This is a genomic window from Vibrio sp. SCSIO 43009, from assembly GCF_023716525.1.
Taxonomy (GTDB): Bacteria; Pseudomonadota; Gammaproteobacteria; order Enterobacterales; family Vibrionaceae; genus Vibrio; species Vibrio alginolyticus.
On record NZ_CP071842.1, the window covers coordinates 2,892,573 to 2,913,651 of the forward strand.

The 21,079-nt window shown below is 44.3% G+C and carries 18 protein-coding genes; 8 read left to right on the top strand and 10 right to left on the bottom strand.

Translation table 11 applies throughout. The features are described 5' to 3' along the window. Positions 1-43 precede the first annotated feature (43 nt). From mtnN to J4N43_RS13405, 5 genes are all read left to right on the top strand, one after another. Positions 44-739: a 5'-methylthioadenosine/S-adenosylhomocysteine nucleosidase gene (gene mtnN, locus J4N43_RS13385; RefSeq protein WP_005381837.1), complete on the top strand. Its 696-nt coding sequence runs from the start codon at positions 44-46 to the stop codon at positions 737-739. Positions 740-750: 11 nt separating this feature from the next. Continuing rightward, positions 751-1,704, top strand: coding sequence for a cobalamin biosynthesis family protein (locus tag J4N43_RS13390; protein WP_158159558.1), 954 nt, complete (start codon positions 751-753; stop codon positions 1,702-1,704). Beyond that, a complete protein-coding gene (btuF, locus tag J4N43_RS13395; protein WP_181881276.1) occupies positions 1,704-2,525 on the top strand; it encodes a vitamin B12 ABC transporter substrate-binding protein BtuF in 822 nt (273 codons plus the stop codon). The genes J4N43_RS13390 and btuF overlap by 1 nt, the downstream gene beginning before the upstream one ends. 69 nt (positions 2,526-2,594) lie before the next feature. Next, entirely contained in the window at positions 2,595-3,215 is a 621-nt protein-coding gene (locus J4N43_RS13400) for a TRIC cation channel family protein (protein WP_005387377.1), read from the top strand. Positions 3,216-3,343: 128 nt separating this feature from the next. Continuing rightward, positions 3,344-4,198, top strand: a complete 855-nt coding sequence (locus J4N43_RS13405) for a LysR family transcriptional regulator (protein WP_017821479.1) — start codon at positions 3,344-3,346, stop codon at positions 4,196-4,198. Here J4N43_RS13405 and J4N43_RS13410 read toward each other — a convergent pair. Further along, positions 4,140-4,919 (bottom strand): TSUP family transporter, encoded by a 780-nt coding sequence (locus tag J4N43_RS13410; RefSeq protein WP_005381847.1) that lies wholly within the window; start codon positions 4,917-4,919, stop codon positions 4,140-4,142. The two genes, J4N43_RS13405 and J4N43_RS13410, sit on opposite strands and share 59 nt — an antisense overlap. A gap of 249 nt (positions 4,920-5,168) precedes the next feature. Here J4N43_RS13410 and ssp4 point away from each other — a divergent pair, with 249 nt between their 5' ends. Both ssp4 and J4N43_RS13420 read left to right on the top strand, forming a co-directional pair. After that, on the top strand, positions 5,169-6,083 hold the full coding sequence (gene ssp4 / locus J4N43_RS13415) for an Ssp4 family T6SS effector (RefSeq protein ID WP_005381852.1): 915 nt from the start codon (positions 5,169-5,171) through the stop codon (positions 6,081-6,083). After that, positions 6,073-6,492, top strand: a complete 420-nt coding sequence (locus tag J4N43_RS13420; protein ID WP_169644219.1) for a hypothetical protein — start codon at positions 6,073-6,075, stop codon at positions 6,490-6,492. Before ssp4 ends, J4N43_RS13420 begins: the two co-directional genes overlap by 11 nt. 75 nt (positions 6,493-6,567) lie before the next feature. On the opposite strand, the gene carB is transcribed toward J4N43_RS13420, so the two are convergent. The 5 genes from carB to secA form a co-directional block, all read right to left on the bottom strand. Beyond that, complete coding sequence (gene carB, locus J4N43_RS13425) at positions 6,568-9,801, bottom strand: carbamoyl-phosphate synthase large subunit (protein ID WP_158159557.1); 3,234 nt, start codon at positions 9,799-9,801, stop codon at positions 6,568-6,570. Positions 9,802-9,817: 16 nt separating this feature from the next. Then, the gene (gene carA, locus J4N43_RS13430) at positions 9,818-10,957 is read right to left on the bottom strand and encodes a glutamine-hydrolyzing carbamoyl-phosphate synthase small subunit (protein WP_158159556.1); all 1,140 of its coding nucleotides are present in this window, start codon (positions 10,955-10,957) and stop codon (positions 9,818-9,820) included. 481 nt (positions 10,958-11,438) lie between these two features. Then, positions 11,439-12,248: a 4-hydroxy-tetrahydrodipicolinate reductase gene (gene dapB, locus J4N43_RS13435; RefSeq protein WP_005381860.1), complete on the bottom strand. Its 810-nt coding sequence runs from the start codon at positions 12,246-12,248 to the stop codon at positions 11,439-11,441. A gap of 110 nt (positions 12,249-12,358) precedes the next feature. Then, positions 12,359-12,757 carry an 8-oxo-dGTP diphosphatase MutT gene (mutT, locus tag J4N43_RS13440; RefSeq protein ID WP_005387387.1) on the bottom strand — a complete coding sequence of 133 codons (399 nt, stop codon included), beginning with the start codon at positions 12,755-12,757 and terminating at the stop codon, positions 12,359-12,361. 155 nt (positions 12,758-12,912) lie between these two features. Further along, entirely contained in the window at positions 12,913-15,642 is a 2,730-nt protein-coding gene (secA, locus tag J4N43_RS13445; protein WP_005381868.1) for a preprotein translocase subunit SecA, read from the bottom strand. 407 nt (positions 15,643-16,049) lie between these two features. Here secA and J4N43_RS13450 point away from each other — a divergent pair, with 407 nt between their 5' ends. Next, entirely contained in the window at positions 16,050-16,508 is a 459-nt protein-coding gene (locus J4N43_RS13450; RefSeq protein ID WP_005381869.1) for a DUF721 domain-containing protein, read from the top strand. 113 nt (positions 16,509-16,621) lie between these two features. Here the strand turns inward: J4N43_RS13450 and lpxC are convergent, their stop codons facing one another. The 4 genes from lpxC to J4N43_RS13470 form a co-directional block, all read right to left on the bottom strand. Continuing rightward, entirely contained in the window at positions 16,622-17,539 is a 918-nt protein-coding gene (gene lpxC / locus J4N43_RS13455) for a UDP-3-O-acyl-N-acetylglucosamine deacetylase (RefSeq protein WP_005381871.1), read from the bottom strand. Between the two features lie 101 nt (positions 17,540-17,640). Further along, positions 17,641-18,879, bottom strand: coding sequence for a cell division protein FtsZ (gene ftsZ / locus J4N43_RS13460; protein WP_017633617.1), 1,239 nt, complete (start codon positions 18,877-18,879; stop codon positions 17,641-17,643). Between the two features lie 30 nt (positions 18,880-18,909). Then, positions 18,910-20,172 (bottom strand): cell division protein FtsA, encoded by a 1,263-nt coding sequence (gene ftsA, locus J4N43_RS13465; protein ID WP_005372946.1) that lies wholly within the window; start codon positions 20,170-20,172, stop codon positions 18,910-18,912. Next, positions 20,165-20,947 carry a cell division protein FtsQ/DivIB gene (locus tag J4N43_RS13470; protein WP_005387393.1) on the bottom strand — a complete coding sequence of 261 codons (783 nt, stop codon included), beginning with the start codon at positions 20,945-20,947 and terminating at the stop codon, positions 20,165-20,167. The genes ftsA and J4N43_RS13470 overlap by 8 nt, the downstream gene beginning before the upstream one ends. Positions 20,948-21,079: the final 132 nt, after the last annotated feature.

The following is a 21,079-nucleotide window of genomic DNA, read 5'->3' on the forward strand; positions in this document are numbered from 1 at the left end:
CTATACTCTCGGCCAACTAAAATATTTACCTAAAGAGAGTGTTATGAAAGTTGGTATCATCGGTGCGATGGAACAAGAAGTGACCATCCTGAAGCAAGCAATTACAAACTGCAAAACTGTAAATAAAGCAGGTTGTACGTTTTTCTCTGGTCAAATTAACGATGTCGAAGTCGTCGTACTACAATCGGGCATCGGTAAAGTTGCAGCGGCAGTGGGCACGACAATCCTTCTTGATGAATACCAACCAGACGTTGTGATTAACACAGGCTCTGCTGGCGGTTTCGATTCAAGCTTAAACCTTGGCGATGTAGTTATCTCTACAGAAGTTCGTCATCACGATGCAGACGTAACCGCTTTTGGTTATGAAATTGGCCAAATGGCCGGTCAACCAGCTGCATTCAAAGCGGATGACAAGCTAATGGACTTAGCAGAAAAAGCCCTAGCACAAATGGAAAACACTCATGCGGTTCGCGGCCTAATTTGTACTGGCGATGCGTTTGTTTGTACTGCTGAGCGTCAAGAGTTTATTCGTAAACACTTTCCGTCTGTTATCGCTGTAGAAATGGAAGCATCTGCTATCGCTCAAACTTGTCACCAATTCAACACACCGTTTGTTGTTGTGCGTGCAATCTCTGATGTCGCTGATAAAGAATCACCAATGAGCTTTGATGAGTTTCTACCTCTAGCAGCAAAAAGCTCTTCCGAAATGGTATTCAAAATGCTGGAACTCATTAAGTAAACGACTCATTCATGGAAGAAGTTTTTCAGTCATTTTATGCCAACGGTGCGCTCCTTATAATGTGGGGCGCACTGCCCTTGCACCTTCTAGTGCCAATCCCCCATTCAGCGCACCCCATCACTTTATGGCGAAAGCTAGCAGAACAGCTAGCCAACAAAGTGAACAATAATCACAATTACTCACAGAGTGTAATCTCAGGCAGTCTTGCACTAGGCTTGATGCTGTTTCCTTGTTTGATATTACTGATTGCAGTAAAGCCATTTGTTTGGCAAATCCCTTTATATGAACTGGTTCTATTGATCCTTGCGCTAGACTGGCGCAACAGCGAAACGTTAACGAAACAGCTCGTAACTAGTATGTCTTCGGAAGACAAAGCTCAGTGTCGAGCATTACTGAGACCATACCTTAATCGCGATACTGGTAGCCTCTCGATCGTTGGCATAGGTAAAGCTGGCTCAGAAACCCTGATTATGGGATACAGCCGCAACGTGATCGGTGTGCTATTTTGGTACGCACTAACAGGTGGCATTGGTGCGTTAATGTATCGACTCACAACAGAATTAGCGCGAGTGTGGTCCCCTAGCCGACGCCAATATTTGCCGTTTGGTAAACCTGTGATTCAACTGGTTGCTACTCTGGATATTATTCCACTTCGTCTCTTTGCCATACTTTTAGCTGCCGGAAAGAATACAAGTAATGTGCTCTCTGGAATACAACAGCAAGCGAAGTCTTGGCCCTTACCAGGACCTAGCTGGGTGTTATGTACTATCGGACACAAACTACAACTGTCTTTATGCGGCCCTGCTATCTATCAAGGTGTGCGTGCAGAGCGCGCAAAAATCGGTGGGCGCATTGCGCCATCGGCTATTCACCTTTCACAAATACATACGCTGCTCGTTTGGCGCGTCCTGGCTTGGATCGCAATCCAAAGTTTGCTTTTAGGAATAATTTATCAAGGATTATGATGAATAAATTATGCTTCGCATTAACGCTGTTTGTTTCGACAGCGACCTTCGCTCAACCCGCTCAACGCATTATAAGTTTAGCTCCACATGCCACCGAAATTGCCTTTGCAGCAGGGCTAGGAGACCAGCTTGTTGCTGTCAGCGAAATGAGCGATTATCCAGAACAGGCAAAGCAGCTAGAAAGAGTCTCAAATTATCAAGGAATTAAATTAGAGCGCATTATTGCTCTTCAGCCGGACTTAGTGATTGCTTGGCCAGCCGGAAACCCCGCTAAAGAGTTGGAGAAAATTAAACAGTTCGGTATTCCTATCTATTACTCCACTACAGGTTCATTAGAAGATATCGCCAACAATATTGAGCAACTCAGCCAATACAGCGAAACTCCACAAGTAGGAAAAAAGGCCGCTGAAGATTTTAGAACGCAACTGAGTACACTAAAAGAACAGTACAACACGAACGAGAAAGTTCGTTACTTTTATCAGTTGAGTGAAAAGCCTATCATCACTGTCGCCGGAAAGAACTGGCCAAGTGAAGTCTTTACTTTTTGCGGTGGTGAGAACATTTTCGCCACATCTAGCGCGCCTTATCCTCAAGTTAGCATCGAGCAAGTCATTACTCGCCAGCCAGAGGTTATTTTTACTTCTCGTCACGCAATGAGTAACGATGGTATGTGGGCTGAGTGGAGTAATGAGCTTCTTGCTCTTAAAAACAAACACATCTGGTCCCTAAACTCTGATTGGATTAACCGTCCGACACCACGCACATTGAACGCGATCAAGGAAGTGTGTGAGCACTTTAAAAGCGTTCGTCAAAAACGCTAACGATTTCGTGGCAAATACCGTACAATTTCCGCCCATTTTTTCTCACACTATTTAAAGGTACTAAGTAACATGGACTCCATGCTGCTTTATATGATCGATTTGTTCGGTACCGCTGTTTTCGCTATCTCTGGCGTATTACTGGCTGGCCGTTTAAAAATGGATCCATTCGGCGTTATCGTACTCGGCAGTGTGACTGCTATAGGTGGCGGAACAATCCGAGACATGGCGCTTGGTGCCACTCCCGTATTTTGGATAACAGATACGACTTACTTATGGGTGATATTTGTTACGTGTCTACTAACCATGCTTGTTATTCGAAGACCCAAGCGACTCTCATGGTGGGTATTACCCGTTTGTGATGCCATCGGTCTCGCTGTATTTGTGGGAATAGGAGTAGAAAAGGCACTCGCCTACAATGCTTCTGGGATGGTCGCGGTGATAATGGGGGTTATTACTGGCTGTGGCGGTGGCATTATACGAGACGTGCTGGCTCGCGAAGTTCCTATGGTATTAAGAAGCGAAGTCTATGCTACGGCATGTATTATTGGCGGCATCTTCCATACGATGGCGGTAAACATGGGTTATGACCACTCAACGGCTTTACTCGCTGGTGTAATCTCAACGCTCATTATACGTCTCGGTGCGATTCGTTGGCATCTATCCCTGCCAACTTTCGCCATTAACCGTTAAACACAAACAACATCACTCACCATGGAGTCGACCAAGTGTCGGCTCCTCTCATTTATGCTCATTTGATTCGCCAATTCTTGGGCAATTCGCTAAATTATCTCAACCATTCCTAACTTTCATTAATCATTATGTTGCTTGAAGGTATTGAAACGTTACTTGTCCTCAGTAAAGAAAAAACCATGAGCCGCACGGGCAGTCAACTCTATATTAGTCAATCTGCCGTGAGTAAACGTATTTCAAATCTAGAGAAGAAGTTAGGAAAAAAATTAATAGAGCCAAATGGTCGGCACATAAAGCTGACCTCCGATGGCCTTGCCCTCATCAACACGATCGAGCCAACGTTCAATGAGTTAAGAGGTCAGATCTATGATCAACAACAAATAGAAGATACTTCTTTGATCAAGATAGACTGCTCTGAAACCTTAGTCGCTGGATACCTCAGCATGATCATGGCAGAACACTTTGCCCATGATCAGTACATACGAATATCGACCAATCATACGCCACGCATTATTGAGAATGTGAAATCAGGCAAAGCAACATTGGGATTTTGCGCTGGCTATCTACCACCTCATCATGGATTAATGAGCCTTCACCTCGCCGATGAACCTTTCTCAATTGTCAGTCGACATTCACTTTCACAACTACCTAAAGCTATTTTGACCAATGACCTAACTAACCCTGCCAACACATATCAACAAGCTATTTTATCCAAACACGGAATCGAACCTTTGATGGAAATGGATTCGTATACTGCGGCAGCACAACTGGCTTTGGGAGGTATGGCTCCCGCTTTAATCCCTAAATCTATCCTAACGACACTTAATATCACATCTAAGTTCTGCTATGACTTTGAAGAGCTAGATCAGTTAGTTCGACCAATACATATCTGCTTACGTCACAGCACATATCGTAGCGAACGAGTTAAAGCACTGACAGAATCCATTGCTGATGTTGTTGCCAAAGAAGTTTCGTTGCCATAAGCATCGACATCACTATAACTAGAGGACGAATCCATTTTTGTCCTTTACTTACCACGACCTTCGCTCCTAACTGAGCACCAAGAAAACCGCCAACAGCCATGGTTAAGCCAAGCTTCCACACGGGCAACCCAGCGAAGATAAAAAAGAGTAGTGCCGCAATGTTTGACGTGAAATTGAGAATTTTGGTTCTAGCAGTGGCTTCGACCAAAGAAAAGTGACCTAGTGCAACAAAACAAACAGTAAAAATAGATCCAGTCCCAGGGCCAAAAAAGCCATCATAGAAACCGATTCCGCCACCAATGCATAGCGCAAACATCGCTTCAGATAACTTTGGTTCTCCATCGATTTTTCGCGTACTTGGCGCGAGTAAAAAATAGAGGGAAATGGCTATCAAAAGAACAGGGATCAAACTGGTGAGTACGCTAGCATCAATAAACTGCACAGCCTCGGCACCGATTGCAGCGCCTATAAAAGTGCAGAGTATCGCAAAACGCATTTCCTTTAAGCTGACAATACCGTTACGCACGAAATACCAGCTAGCAGAGAAACTGCCAAACGAACTTTGTAACTTATTGGTTGCTAGAGCTTGAGTCGGACTCAACCCCGCAGCCAAAAGCGCAGGGAGCGTAATGAGCCCCCCCCCACCAGCCATCGCATCAATAAAGCCTGCGGCAGTCGCAACCAAAAATAAGGCCAACAAAATCTCAACCGTGATTTCCACTACACTTCCTTTTTGAAGAGGTATCAAAGAGGAAGAAACGGTAGCACTTATTCACAAAACTACCAATGGAAAGTCAAGACACCAATCTATTCCTAATTTTCATCAGTCAATAAATCTAGAGAATGATACATTAAAAATATCAATTACATCCAAATATAGAGCCTCACCTCAAGAGCCTCTTAATATTTTGATAGAAAAAGAAAATGCTGTCTTAATAGGAAATATTTAATCTGATAAAAAACGAAAATAATGGAAGCCTTACTGACTCGACCATCAATAAAAGAACAGCAATTACGCTTAAAAATCGAACAGATAGTGAATGTTAATCAGCTATTCAACGTTATTGACGCTAAACCAGAGACTAGCGGTGCGGGTGTAATTTATATTGATAACAAATTCACCGTTGTACGCTTAAGAGACTTTAAATCCACATGCCATATCAATCCTACCTTTATCATTCTACGAGAACCGATAAAATTACAATCATCTCAAGAATTTGCAAAAAAAATAAAACAGGAAGAATCAAAATCAAGATTCAATCAAGAGCTTCTATCAGCGAGCATTAGCTGTATTGGTGCAGCAATTGGCTGGATTGGAGTAGTTGGTTCGGGGCTAACAATACCAGTAAGTGGTCCTGTGGGCGTAACTATGTCCTATATCTCACACGCCGCTACTGTTGCTGCCACAGCTCAATGTGCTATTGGAGTAGCAAGAACCCGTATGGTATCTAAATCACCAGATAAATTATCGGATATAGACAGTAATGAGTGGTATCAAAATACAACTAAAGCTTTAGATTACATCTCCTTAGCTGGAGCGGGTGCTAGCGGATATCAAACGATAAAAATGGTTCAATCTCTTAAGCAAACCACTAAGAAAGGCGTTCCCGAGATTCTAAAAGGCTTAAACAGACAAGAGAGAACAAGATTAACTAAAGAAATCATCCGTAAAAACCTTCCGAGTATTTCGAATAAAGCTCGTAAACAGCTAATGTTGTCAGGAGAAATTCCTAAGAGGTATTCGCAAGCAACAATATCCGCATCCATTTCTCATCAGCTTCTAGATGCAATTGGAGGCTCAATTAGCATAGTAGGAAGTGGTTATTCGGGAGAGTTAAGAAATCTTGCAATTGGAATCTATGAGGAATTGAAAGTTGAATACTAAATCAATTAGCATAGCAAACATCTCACTAAGTATATGTTTATACTTGGCATTGACTATTGGTCTGGCTATTAGCTTGAGCATTTGGAATGACTGGTTTTCTTTCACTCAACACATTGCTCTAGATACTTACCTTCTTACATTGGGAGCTATTACGGTTGTTGTTGTATGCATTCCAAACATTCTGACAATAAGCAAAGGATTAAGTATTGCTGCAAAAATAAACTTACTTACTATCTCTTTTATCATTCTCACTTGCAGCATTAATTTTGTTGCAGCAAGTGGTAGTACTATTTCTTCATCTTTGGGTACATTGCTTGCCATCATTAGCTTAATGATCTTCAAAAGCGAAGCATACCAATCGTTCCTAGCACACTTTAATGCTCTTCATTTTAGAAAAACCTCGATATAAAAAAGCCCGCTCAAATGAGCGGGCAATGAGGTTGTCATGTAAGCCCTGATTAATGAGCTTACTGATTTTTATCTGTTACGCGTCTAGACTCGCTTTCACTTTAGCGTGTAACTCTTGAACCGAAGTTACTGACGCTTTTGCGTCTGCAGTATGAGACATACATGTAGCGAACGCTGCATTCAGTGTCGTTGTGTAGTTCACTTTTTCTGCCAGTGCACCACGGCGTAGAACTTTCGAATCTTCAATCGCTTGACGACCAGCAGCCGTGTTTACGATGTAGGTGTATTCGTTGTTCTTGATGCGGTCAAGAATGTGTGGACGACCTTCGTGTACTTTGTTTACCAAACGTGGGTTAATACCCGCTTCGCCCAGAATTACAGCAGTACCGTGTGTCGCATCCAACTGGTAACCCAGTTTCACTAACTTAGAAGCTAGGTCAACAACACGCTCTTTATCACCTTCACGTACAGACAGTAGCGCACGACCACCTTCAGGATAAACCGCACCACAACCTAGCTCTGCTTTCGCGTAAGCTTCTGCGAACGTTGCACCCACACCCATTACTTCACCTGTTGAGCGCATTTCAGGGCCCAATAGAGGGTCAACACCAGGGAATTTGTTGAACGGCAGAACCACTTCTTTCACTGAGTAGTAAGGAGGGATAATCTCTTTAGTAAAGCCTTGTGACTCTAGAGATTGACCCGCCATTACACGTGCAGCGATTTTCGCTAGAGGAGCGCCTGTCGCTTTCGATACGAATGGTACCGTACGAGCAGCACGAGGGTTCACTTCAATTAGATAAACGTCGTTATCTTTCACAGCAAACTGCGTGTTCATCAAACCGCGTACACCGAGTTCGAATGCTAACTTCTCAACTTGCTCACGCATCTTGTCTTGAATTTCCTGACTTAGCGTGTACGCAGGCAGTGAACATGCAGAGTCACCAGAGTGAACACCCGCTTGTTCGATGTGCTCCATGATACCGCCGATAACGACGCGTTCACCGTCACAGATAGCATCAATATCAACTTCGGTTGCATCATCCAAGAAACGGTCTAGCAGAACTGGAGACTCGTTCGATACGCTTACTGCTTCGTTGAAGTAGCGACGCAGGTCTTGCTCGTCGTATACGATTTCCATCGCACGACCACCGAGTACATAAGATGGACGAACAACTAATGGGAAGCCAATTTCTTTCGATTTCTCAACCGCTTGCTCCATCGTTGTTACTGTCGCGTTTTCTGGCTGAAGTAGACCTAAACGGTCAACAGCGGCTTGGAAGCGTTCACGGTCTTCCGCACGGTCGATAGCATCTGGGCTAGTACCAATGATTGGCACACCAGCCGCTTCTAGAGCACGAGCCAGTTTAAGTGGCGTTTGACCACCGTACTGAACAATCACACCTTTTGGTTTTTCAACGCGAGCGATAGACAGTACATCTTCCAGAGTTACTGGCTCGAAGTACAGACGATCAGACGTATCGTAGTCAGTAGATACCGTTTCTGGGTTACAGTTAACCATAATGGTTTCGTAACCGTCTTCACGCAGCGCAAGTGATGCATGAACACAACAGTAATCGAATTCGATACCTTGGCCGATACGGTTTGGACCGCCACCAAGAACCATGATCTTATCTTTGTCTGTTGGGTTTGCTTCACATTCTTCATCGTAAGATGAGTACATGTAAGCCGTGTCAGAAGAAAACTCTGCTGCACATGTATCCACACGTTTGTAAACCGGATGAATATCAAACTGCTCACGAGCACGGCGAATTTCACTTTCAGCGACACCAAGCAATTTAGACAAGCGAGCATCAGAGAAGCCTTTGCGTTTCATCTGACGAAGCACTTCTTTGGTCAAACCTGCGTAGCCGCCCGCCTTGACTTGTTCTTCGAGTTTTACAATTTCTTCGATTTGAACCAGGAACCAGCGGTCGATTTGAGTCAAGTTGAACACACCGTCGACTGACATACCCGCTCGGAATGCATCGGCGATGTACCAGATACGCTCTGCACCTGCTTCTTTAAGTTCGTGACGAATCTTAGTCAGTGCATCTGGCGCTTCCAGATCGACCATCTCATCAAAACCAGTTGCGCCAACTTCTAGGCCACGCAGTGCTTTGTGAAGAGATTCTTGTTGGTTACGACCAATCGCCATTACCTCACCAACCGATTTCATCTGAGTTGTCAGACGATCGTTTGCACCAGCAAATTTCTCGAAGTTAAAGCGAGGGATCTTAGTTACGACGTAGTCGATAGTTGGTTCAAATGACGCAGGTGTTGCACCACCTGTGATGTCGTTTTGTAGTTCGTCTAGCGTAAAGCCAACAGCCAGTTTCGCTGCAATTTTCGCGATTGGGAAGCCTGTTGCTTTTGATGCTAGCGCAGAAGAGCGAGATACACGCGGGTTCATCTCGATGATGACCATACGACCATCTTTCGGGTTGATACCAAACTGTACGTTTGAACCACCTGTTTCAACACCAATCTCACGTAGAACGGCTAGCGATGCATTACGCATAAGCTGGTATTCTTTGTCAGTCAGTGTTTGTGCTGGAGCAACCGTGATTGAGTCACCCGTATGGATGCCCATTGGGTCAAAGTTCTCGATTGAACATACGATGATACAGTTGTCCGCTTTGTCACGAACGACTTCCATTTCGTACTCTTTCCAACCGATGAGTGACTCATCGATAAGAAGTTCGTTGGTCGGAGATAAGTCCAGACCGCGACGACAGATTTCTTCGAACTCTTCTTTGTTGTACGCAATACCACCACCAGTGCCACCCATGGTGAACGATGGACGAATGATACAAGGGAAGCCAACCATATCTAAAACTTTGTAAGCTTCTTCCATGCTCTTCGCTGTATCTGCGCGAGGACACTCAAGGCCGATAGACTTCATCGCTTTATCAAAACGAGAACGGTCTTCCGCTTTGTCGATTGCATCAGCCGTTGCACCAATCATCTCTACGCCAAACTCTGCGAGAACGCCGTGCTTCTCTAAATCTAACGCACAGTTAAGTGCTGTCTGACCACCCATAGTTGGCAGAACTGCATCAGGACGTTCTTTCTCGATGATCTTGCGTACAACTTCCCACTGAATCGGCTCGATGTAAGTCGCATCTGCCATCTCTGGGTCAGTCATGATGGTTGCTGGGTTAGAGTTAACCAGGACAACTCGGTAACCTTCTTCGCGAAGAGCTTTACACGCTTGTGCGCCAGAGTAGTCAAACTCACATGCCTGACCGATAACAATCGGACCAGCACCAAGAATTAGAATACTTTGAATGTCAGTACGTTTTGGCATTATCTACTACTCCGAATTAAGCGCTGTGTTTTTTGATTAGTTCGATAAAGTGGTCAAATAGCGGTGCCGCGTCATGTGGACCAGGGCTCGCTTCTGGGTGACCTTGGAAGCTAAATGCTGGCTTGTCTGTGCGGTGGATACCTTGCAAAGAGCCATCAAATAGCGATACGTGAGTAGCACGTAAGTTTTCCGGTAATGTTGCTTCATCTGCCGCAAAGCCGTGGTTTTGCGAAGTGATCATCACAACGTTACGCTCTAAATCTTTTACTGGGTGGTTTGCACCGTGGTGACCAAACTTCATTTTCACCGTTTGCGCACCTGATGCTAGCGCCAGAATTTGGTGACCTAGACAAATACCAAAAATTGGCAGGCCTTTTTCTAGGAACACTTTGGTTGCTTCAATCGCGTAAGTACATGGTTCTGGGTCACCAGGGCCGTTCGATAAGAATACGCCATCTGGATTTAGTGCCAGAACTTCTTCCGCTGACGTTTCTGCAGGTACAACCGTTAAGCGGCAGCCGCGGTCAACCAACATTCGTAAGATGTTGCGTTTTGCGCCGAAGTCGTAAGCGACAACGTGGTATGGCAGCTCGCTGTCATCTTTCGCCTCTGGAAGTCCACCTTCAAGCGTCCACGAACCTTGCTTCCATTGATACGCTTCTTTTGTTGTAACTTCTTTCGCAAGGTCCATGCCTTTTAAGCCTGGGAATTCTTTTGCTTTCGCTAGTGCCAAAGCTTCGTCTAGGTTGTTGCCCGCAACAATACAGCCGTTTTGAGCACCTTTTTCACGCAGGATACGAGTGAGCTTACGAGTATCGATATCAGCGATGCCAACGATATTTTGAGACTTAAGATAATCAGTGAGGGATTGTTCGTTACGGAAGTTAGAAGCGATTAGAGGAAGATCGCGAATCACAAGGCCTTGTGCATGAATGGAAGAGGATTCTTCATCTTCGGAAGTGGTTCCGGTATTGCCAATGTGAGGATAAGTGAGAGTGACGATTTGCTGAGAATAGGAAGGATCAGTGAGGATTTCTTGATACCCCGTCATCGAGGTATTAAAAACGACTTCACCAACGGAAAGACCATCTGCCCCTATGGACACTCCGCGGAACACTGTCCCATCTTCTAGGACCAACAGTGCTAATTTACCCAAGACAACCTCCAGAATAAAAATGCAAAAAAAATAAATCAAACTGCAAACATGCCTTCCTTTACCTATAAAATCTACATAAATAGGTATTTCAGACAAATTGGCGGTATTCTAAAGTTGGACTCGAAACCTGTCAACCTACAATCAAAAATAAATGATTAATTTCTAGCGAGTAAGGTCATTTTGAATCAGTAAGGCCCAAAAAGATAACTTTTACATGCTATTACATAGAGAGGCATAGAGGTTTAATGAATTTTACAAATTTGAACTTTTTAGAGATCACAAAAAAGTATGTATTTTTCACGCAAACGTTCACCCAACAAAAAAGACATTAGTTTTTAGACATCAAAACCAAAAATACCCACAAAACAACCAAAACAACAACAAAAGTAAGCACCAAAAGACTTTCTGTTAGAATCATTTCATTTACAAATAATTCTATAGATATAAAAAAGCCGGCTACCGCCGGCGAATAATTATGTATTTAGAGTTCATTCAATCCCAAAACATCTGTCATGGTATAAAAGCCTGCTGGTTTGGCACTCAACCAAACAGCGGCCTTGACGGCGCCATTAGCAAACGTCATACGATCGGTCGCTTTGTGCGTTATCTCCACTCGTTCCCCGATATCAGCAAACATGGCTGTGTGCTCACCGACAATATCGCCAGCGCGAATTGTAGCAAAGCCGATCTCATCTTTAGTACGTTCACCTGTGATACCTTCTCGCGCATAGACAGCTACATCATTCAGCTTGTTGCCCATCGCACCAGCAATGGCTTCGCCCATCCCGATAGCGGTACCAGAAGGAGCATCAACTTTATGACGATGATGTGCTTCGACAATCTCAACATCACAGTAGTCGCCCATCACTTTGGCTGCTTTCTCAAGAAGCTTAAATACTAGGTTCACACCAACAGAGTAGTTAGGAGCCATGACAACAGGCACTTGCTTAGCGGCTTCGTCAATCAGTTCACGCTCTGCATCACTGAAACCAGTCGTCCCAATCACAATACTCTTTCCATGCTTCTTACACAGTTCAAGATTCGCCAACGTACTTACTGGGGCAGTAAAATCGATGATTACATCAAAATTATCGACGTCTTTAGCAAGATCATCCGTTAAGAACACATCGAATTTGCCTTCACCACAAAGTTCACCGATATCGACACCGACAAGTGAGGACTCAGGTCGTTCTGATCCCGCGCTCACTGTCGCCTCTGGGTTAAGGTGTGAAGCTTTAACCAAATTACGGCCCATTCGGCCTGCTGCTCCTGCGATTGCAATACGAACCATTGCGCTTTCTCTCCTTCTCTGGATAACGAGGTTTGCTCTCGTTCTCTCGTTTCGCTTAATCTGTTTAAACTAACAACATACCGTGGTTACCACAAGCAAGTTCATCAGGCTTAAGCGAACTCTTTTACGACACGCTCCAAGATAGGCACGTTCGCTTCAGGAAAGGCATAGTTACCCAATTCTCTTATCTCAACCCAGCGACCTTCTTGACCTTCTCGGCCGTAAGGCTCATTACTGAACTTAGATACCGTAATAAAATCAAACTTAAGTGATTTGTCTGGATAGTCATATTCCAAATGCTCGAAAAGGGCTTGCTCAGTAACTTCAATTCCTACCTCTTCTTCAAGTTCTCTTGCTAGAGCATGTTCAATACTTTCTCCTGACTCGACTTTCCCGCCGGGAAACTCCCAAAACCCGCCTTTATGCTTGTCGTCTGGACGCTTTGTAATAAAAATTTTTGATTTGTCTTGGTTAAAAATAATAGCCGCGACTATGTGAATTCTTTTCATAGGGGTTCCTAACTCTCAAGCTGTTACACTTCAACGGTCTTTGAATCTCTAAAACTATCCGATGCTATCAAAACTTATGAAATTCGACAGCCACAGAATTTGCTTAAAAAAAGAGCCGCCTAGGCGACTCTTTAAAAAATTATCTGACTAATACGTTAGTCGATCTTGCCGTGGCACTGTTTATACTTCTTACCACTACCACAAGGGCAAGGCTCATTGCGACCTACTTTACGTTCATCACGTACCATTGGCTGACTTGAACCTTCTTCAGATTCTTCACCTTCAGAAAGAGGGTTTTGTGCTGCTGCGTGTTGCGCTTGAGCACGACGAGCGGCCTCTTCAGCTTGCGCACGACGTTGCTCTTCCATACGTTCAACTTCTTCTTGTTGCTGAACTCGAACGCGAGATAGAACAGTAATCACATCAGTTTTCAGCGCTTCTAGTAGACCTTCAAACAGTTCAAACGATTCACGCTTGTATTCCTGTTTCGGGTTCTTCTGCGCATAGCCGCGTAAGTGAATACCCTGACGCAAGTGATCCATTGCTGCCAAGTGCTCTTTCCAAAGCGTATCCAGAGTTTGAAGCATAACCGATTTCTCGAAGTTACGAAGCACTTGGGCACCCACCACTTCCTCTTTCTCTTTGTACACTTCAACGGCTAGATTGATGATCTTCTCGCGTAGCGCCTCTTCGTAAAGCTTATCGTCTTCTTCAAGCCATTGCTTCACTGGCGCATCAAGATCGAAGTCTGCTTTCAAGCGCTCTTGTAGACCTTCAACGTCCCACATATCTTCTAGTGATTGTGGCGGGATGTACTCATCAATAACCGCGGTTAGCACATCTTCACGGTTTTGCTCGATCATACCGCTGATGTCTTCAACGTTCATCAATTCGTCGCGCAGCTCGTAGACAACCTTACGCTGATCGTTCGCCACATCATCGTATTCTAGTAGCTGCTTACGGATATCAAAGTTACGGCCTTCCACTTTGCGCTGTGCTTTTTCAATTGAGCGAGAAAGCATTTTCGATTCAATAGCTTCACCTTCTTCCATACCACTTTGAATAAGGCTCGCCATACGATCAGAAGTGAAAATACGTAACAAAGAGTCTTCCATAGATAGGTAGAAGCGCGATGAACCCGCATCACCTTGACGACCAGAACGACCACGTAGCTGGTTATCAATACGGCGAGATTCGTGGCGCTCAGTACCAATGATGTGTAGACCACCAGCATCTAGTACTTGATCATGTACCACTTTCCACTCTGCTTTAATCGCATCGATTTGTTCTTGAGTTGGGTTCTCCAAAGCTTCCACTTTTGATTGCCAACTACCGCCAAGCACAATATCCGTACCACGACCGGCCATGTTGGTCGCGATAGTTACCGCACCAGGCATACCCGCTTCAGCAACAATTTCCGCTTCCTTCTCATGGAATTTCGCATTCAATACGTTGTGTTTGATCTTCGCTTTCTTCAATGCGTTAGAAAGAAGTTCTGATTTTTCAATCGATACGGTACCAACCAATGTTGGCTGACCTTTCGCAACGCGCTCTTTGATATCTTCAATGATTGCAGCAAACTTCTCAGCTTCGGTACGGTACACCACATCCGGCATATCGTTACGAATCATTGGTTTGTTGGTTGGGATAACCACCGTTTCCAAGCCATAAATAGATTGGAACTCAAACGCTTCAGTATCCGCAGTACCTGTCATACCAGACAGTTTTTCGTATAAGCGGAAGTAGTTCTGGAAGGTAATCGAAGCCAAAGTTTGGTTTTCGTTTTGAATCTTAACGCCTTCTTTCGCTTCTACTGCTTGGTGAAGACCTTCAGACCAACGACGACCTGGCATTGTACGACCAGTATGTTCATCAACAATTACTACTTCACCTTCGTCAGTAACGATGTAATCAACGTTGCGCTCAAACAACACATGAGCACGCAAAGCGGCATTCACGTGATGTAACATGCTGATGTTAGTCGGAGAGTAAAGTGTGTCACCCTCTTCCATAAGACCATTTTTCACCAACAGTTCTTCAACGTACTCTTGGCCCGTTTCTGTGAGGTATACTTGCTTTGATTTCTCATCAACAGTGTAGTGACCATCACCACGATATTCTTCAGAGTCTTCTTTGTCTTGCTTTTTAAGATGCGGGATCAAAAGGTTGATTCGGGTGTATAGCTCAGAGCTATCTTCAGCAGGACCAGAAATGATTAAAGGGGTACGAGCTTCATCAATTAGGATTGAGTCCACCTCATCGACAACTGCAAAGAAGCGTTCACGTTGTACGCGATCTTCGCTACGGAAAGCCATATTGTCACGAAGGTAGTCAAAACCAAATTCATTGTTCGTTCCGTACAAGATGTCAGCTTGGTACGCTTCTTTTTTCTCTTGAGGAGGCATGTTTGGCACGTTTACGCCAACAGTCATACCTAAAAATTCAAATAGAGGGCGGTTTGTCTCTGCATCACGTTTAGCTAGATAATCGTTCACTGTTACAATATGAACGCCTTTACCAGCTAGGGCATTTAGGTAAGCAGGGAGCGTTGCCGTCAGCGTTTTACCTTCACCCGTACGCATTTCAGCGATTTGACCCGCATTTAGAACCATACCACCGATAAGCTGGACGTCGAAGTGGCGCATACCGTAGACACGCTTAGATGCTTCACGAACCGTAGCAAAAGCTTCTGGAAGTAGTTTATCAAGAGTTTCACCCTTCTCTAGGCGCTCACGGAATTCAACCGTCTTTGCTTTTAACTCTTCGTCACTTAGAGCTTCGAATGTTGGCTCAAAGTTATTAATTTCTTTTACAATTTTTCTAAGGCGGCGCAGTGTTCGGTCGTTGCGACTGCCAATCACTTTTGTCAGTAGCTTAGTTATCATTTTTCGTGAATCTCTCTTTATTCAGACCGTTCCCGATCTACTCATAATGCCTTCAGTCTCTGCCAGTTTGGAACTAAGAATACTGAGATAAATCATTTATCAAAGATATTGAGTTCAAACATCCATATTTCAAGGCTAAGTTTTGAAACAATGTGGCTTAGTGTAAGGATTTTTAATCGATACAACCATAAATAGACGTATTTGTTTGAAGCACTCTGAAGTTTTTACTTAAAGTGGTGACTGATTAGCCGATATTGCATACCGCAATATGTGTAATCCATCCAGAGCAAACTTTGCTTTTTACCTTGCTACATTGTAAAACTGAAGCTAAAGACGTTAATGTAAACTATACCTTGATAGAAAGCTGCTCTAGAATAGCTATATCTCAACAAAATTAGATTTTACCTATGCGTGATCACCGTCCAACCTCGACTGAAGATGTTATTGCTGAGTCACAGTTCAAGCAGATTCAAGAACATGCTGGAGAAATCTTACAGCTTAACCAAGCTTTGCAAGAGGTCTTACCCATGGGGACGGCCGATCATTGCCGAGTAGCGAATGTTCGTAACGGCCATCTATTGATCGATGTCTCTAGTGCCGCGATCAAAATGAAGATCGATTACGATCGCCTCATGATCCTAAATAAACTTCGTACTCAAGGCTTTGCCAAGCTGATGAGCGTTGAAGTGAGGATCAATCCTTCACTATATAGAAACCGCTTTCAACAAGACGACAGACCTAAGCGTCCACCACTAACAGAATCTGCAGCAAAGTCATTAATGACGATTGCCGACATGGCGCCACCTAAAATTCAAGAGCGTTTAAAACGATTAGCCGATATGGCAGAAAAGGAAGATCGTAAGTGAACGTTATTTCAATATGCTGAAAGCTTGAATGTTATTGATAAGTCGAAGATTAAAGCCAAATAGCAAAAAACCAGGCACAAACCTGGTTTTTTATTAATTCTAATGCCAAGTATTTACGCAAGCACCATATTTGGTTCTGCGAATGCTACTGGTGAGCCGACTTCTTCTTCGAATGTAGTCCACTCCCACGCTTCCTGATCTGCAAGAACAGCACGTAACAGTTGGTTATTTAAACCGTGGCCAGATTTAAAGGCACGGAATTCACCAATGATTGGATGGCCACACATGTAAAGGTCACCAATCGCATCCAACACTTTGTGAGTCACAAACTCATTTTCAAAGCGTAGACCTTCTTCATTAAGAATACGGTAATCATCCAAAACGATAGCATTATCAAAACTACCACCCAAAACTAGGTTTTGAGATTGTAGATATTCGATATCACGCATAAAGCCAAACGTACGTGCTCGAGAAATCTCACGAACAAAGCCTTTTGACGAGAAATCAAACAGCAAACGTTGCTCGTCTGATTCAATCGCTGGGTGATTAAACTCAATTTCGAAGTCCATACGGAAGCCGTTAAATGGTACAAATTCTGCCCATTTATCACCATCTTCAAAACGAACTGGCTTTTTGATGCGGATGAAGCGTTTTGGCGCATTTTGCGTTTCGATACCTGCTTGTTGTAGCAAGTATACAAATGGGCTTGCACTACCATCCATGATCGGAATTTCAGGTGCGTCTACTTCGACAACAATGTTATCGATGCCCATACCAGCAAGTGCCGCATTCAAGTGCTCAACAGTTGAAATACGCACACCTTCATCGTTTACCAATGCAGTACAAAGCATGGTGTCACGAACCGAAGCTGGATCAGCTGGAAAATCTACAGGTGGATTTACATCTGTACGACGGTAAATGATACCTGTATTTGCAGCAGCCGGGCGCAGAGTAAGTGTGACTTTACGACCAGAGTGGAGACCCACACCAGTTGTTTTCACTATTTCTTTCAGAGTACGTTGTCTGATCATCTGCTTGCCTCTCAAAAATTTGCTACAAAACACGGCCGTCTGTAACGTCGACCGTGAATGCTACCATAATTTTGAGCCATGTCAAATTTATGGGTTAAAGATTAATCAGCCTGACGACGCAAAAATGCCGGTATATCTAAATAACCACTTTCCTTTTCTTGCTTTGGAGCCGCAGAACTTTGGCTCGACGAAGCTGGAGAAGAAGGAGCAGTGTTTGTCGGCTGAGGAGTTACCTGTGGCTTCTCTTGCACTTGATTATTTTGCAAGGTCTGTGCCGGTTTTTCTTCAGCTTGCGTTGCCGCTGCTTGTTGCTGTGGTTGAGCTTGCGGCGTCGGTGCCACTTTAGCTTTACCACCCGCAACTAGCGTGATATCTGGCTTTTTCTCATTACCAATACCTGTCGCTACAACTGTTACGCGGATTTCGTCAGTCATATCAGGGTCTAGAGAAGTACCGATAACAACAGTCGCATTGTCAGAAGCGAATGCCTTCACTGTATTACCAACCGTCTCAAACTCGTCAAGACGCATATCCAGACCAGCAGTAATATTGACAAGAACACCACGAGCGCCCGCTAGATCGATGTCTTCCAGAAGTGGGCTAGAAATTGCCATTTCAGCCGCTTCTTCAGCACGGTCTTCACCTTTGGCGATGCCGCTACCCATCATTGCGTGACCCATTTCAGACATTACAGTTCTTACGTCTGCAAAGTCGACGTTGATCATGCCAGGGCGAGTAATTAGCTCAGCAATACCTTGAACGGCATTCTTAAGAACATCGTTAGCGCTTGCAAAAGCTTCTAGTAGTGTTACACCACGACCAAGTACTTTAAGTAGCTTTTCGTTTGGAATCGTGATCAAAGAGTCAACATGCTTAGACAGCTCATCGATACCTTGCTCAGCAAATGCCAAACGCTTTTTACCTTCAAAACTAAACGGTTTAGTTACTACCGCTACTGTTAGAATGCCAAGCTCTTTAGCCACTTCAGCAATAACAGGCGCTGCACCAGTACCGGTACCGCCACCCATACCAGCTGCGATAAACACCATATCGGCGCCAGTCAGGGAATCTTTAATTCGATCTCTGTCTTCGAGAGCTGCGTCACGGCCAACCTGTGGATTAGCACCTGCACCCAGACCTTTAGTGATATCACCACCGATCTGAATAACATTGCCAACGCTTGTCTTACGAAGTGCTTGCGCATCAGTGTTGACGCTGATGAATTCCACACCTTCGATGGATTCACGCACCATGTGTTCAACGGCGTTACCACCGCCGCCACCAACCCCAACGACCTTGATTACTGCATCGTCAGACATTTCCATCATCGGTTCAAACATGTGTTGTCTCCGTTTATCCTGCAACTCAGGTTAAAACTCTTTTTGTATCCAGTTACGCAATTTATCGAAAAAGCCAGTTACAGATGAGCGTTTAGGTTCATTATAATCGCTATCGTCGCTAGACTGCATGTCTCTTGCGTAATGAAGTAATCCAACTGCCGTAGAATGGTACGGCTCTTTTACATAGTCAGTTAATCCGCTGACTTCGAGCGGTTTGCCGACCCTTACTTGATTGCGGAATACGCGTTCCGCACATTCTACCACTCCGTCCATTTGCGCAGCACCGCCGGTGAGTACAACTCCCGCAGCCAGATGGTGCTTGATACCCTCTTCGCGCAATTTTGCTTGTACAGAGTCGATAGTTTGGTTAACCAGTCCCATAAGCTCAGAGTAGCGTGGCTCAATCACTTCTGACAACGTTTGACGTTGCAGGCTACGTGATGGTCGTCCACCTACGCTTGGTACATTAACCGTGTCATCCTTACTGACCAGTTCACTCAAAGCACAGCCATATTTGACTTTTATTTCTTCAGCATCGCTCACTGGCGTGCCAAAAGCAAAAGCAATATCACTGGTTACAGCATTTCCTGCGTACGAAAATACTTCTGTGTGACGTAACGCACCGCCAGTCCAGATGGCCACATCCATCGTGCCGGCGCCAATATCAACCACACAAACTCCAAGCTCTCTTTCATCCTCGGTGATTACTGCGTTACTAGCAGCAAGCCCAGAAAATACAAGTTGTTCTACTTTAAGGCCGCAGCGTTCTACCGCCTTAATAATGTTGCGTGCCATGTCATTATGGCATGAGATAAGGTGGACACTCACTTCCATTCTTACCCCAGATAAACCAAGCGGATTTTTGATTCCTTCTTGGTAATCAATGGTGAACTCTTGTGGGATCACATGAAGAATTCGCTGTTCATCACCGATTTTAATCGATTTTGCGGTATGGATAGCGCGATCCATGTCTTCTTGAGACACCTCTTCATCAGAAATCGTGCCCATACCTTTTTCAATTCGGCTTGCGATATGCTTACCAGACAACGAAATGAAGACTCGGCTGATCTGGCACTCTGCCATTAATTCAGCTTGATCAATTGCACGTTGTACTGATTTTACAACCGACTCCAAATCATTCACGCCACCTTTATCCATGCCACGTGAGGGGCTACTACCTGCGCCAATAATATTAATTTGACCGTCTGGTAAAACCTCACCCACTAGAGCCGATACGGTTGCAGTGCCTATATCAAGACCAACAATAATGTTGTCATCAGCGGCCTTAGTCATCTGTACTCTCTTCTAACTCTTGTTCAGGAAACCAACCAACTGCGGCTCCTGTATCGTACCTAAGATCGATATAACTGATTCTTTGCGTGTCACTGCCAAGCTTGTTATAGAGCTTAAAAAAGCGCTCTATACGCTCAAGAAGAGACTCTTTACCGAGCTCTAATCGAATACCGTTATCAAGGATGATTTGCCAAGCTCGTCGCTCGTTTAATACCAGAGACGATATCGCTAAACCCAATTGCTGAAACTTAGGACTCAAATCACGGTAAGTCTGTAAGACTTCCGGTCCGCTATCTTTGGGTCCGTACAGCTTCACTTTTTCTTCTTGCAACAGAGCAACATCTCCATCAAAAACGAACCCGTTTTTATCTAACAGTTCGTTGCCATTCCAAATGGCTTCTGGTTGATGCTCCGTCAAAAAAACTTTTACTGTATCCGGCCACTGCTTTCGGATTGCGGCATGCGCTACCCATGGCAGAGCTTCGACACTTTGCTGTAATACATCAATATCCTGAGACATAAATGTACCGATGTGATCAATTCGACTAAATGCAGCCTGCACATCGTCAGCTTGGACATACTCCAGTTTCCCCTGAAGTACTATTTTGGAGAGAGGTAACCTTTGGTCATCCCACATCCAACTGATCGCCGCGTACAAAACAGAACTAATTAAAGTCACAACCACAACGAAAAATAACGCACCCAAGATTTTTTCTTGGCGACCACGGTTGTTGCCCGTGTTTGGTCGCTCGTCATTCAGTGCAATATTCAACAACGTCTTCGTTTCCTGACTTTTGTCCTGTACTTTTTACCCATATAATTGCGCAGAGGTAAAAGTCTTGACTTTAACCTTGGGATTATACTGAGCTCTTGTAAACTATCAAACACTGATAGCAATAAATCACAA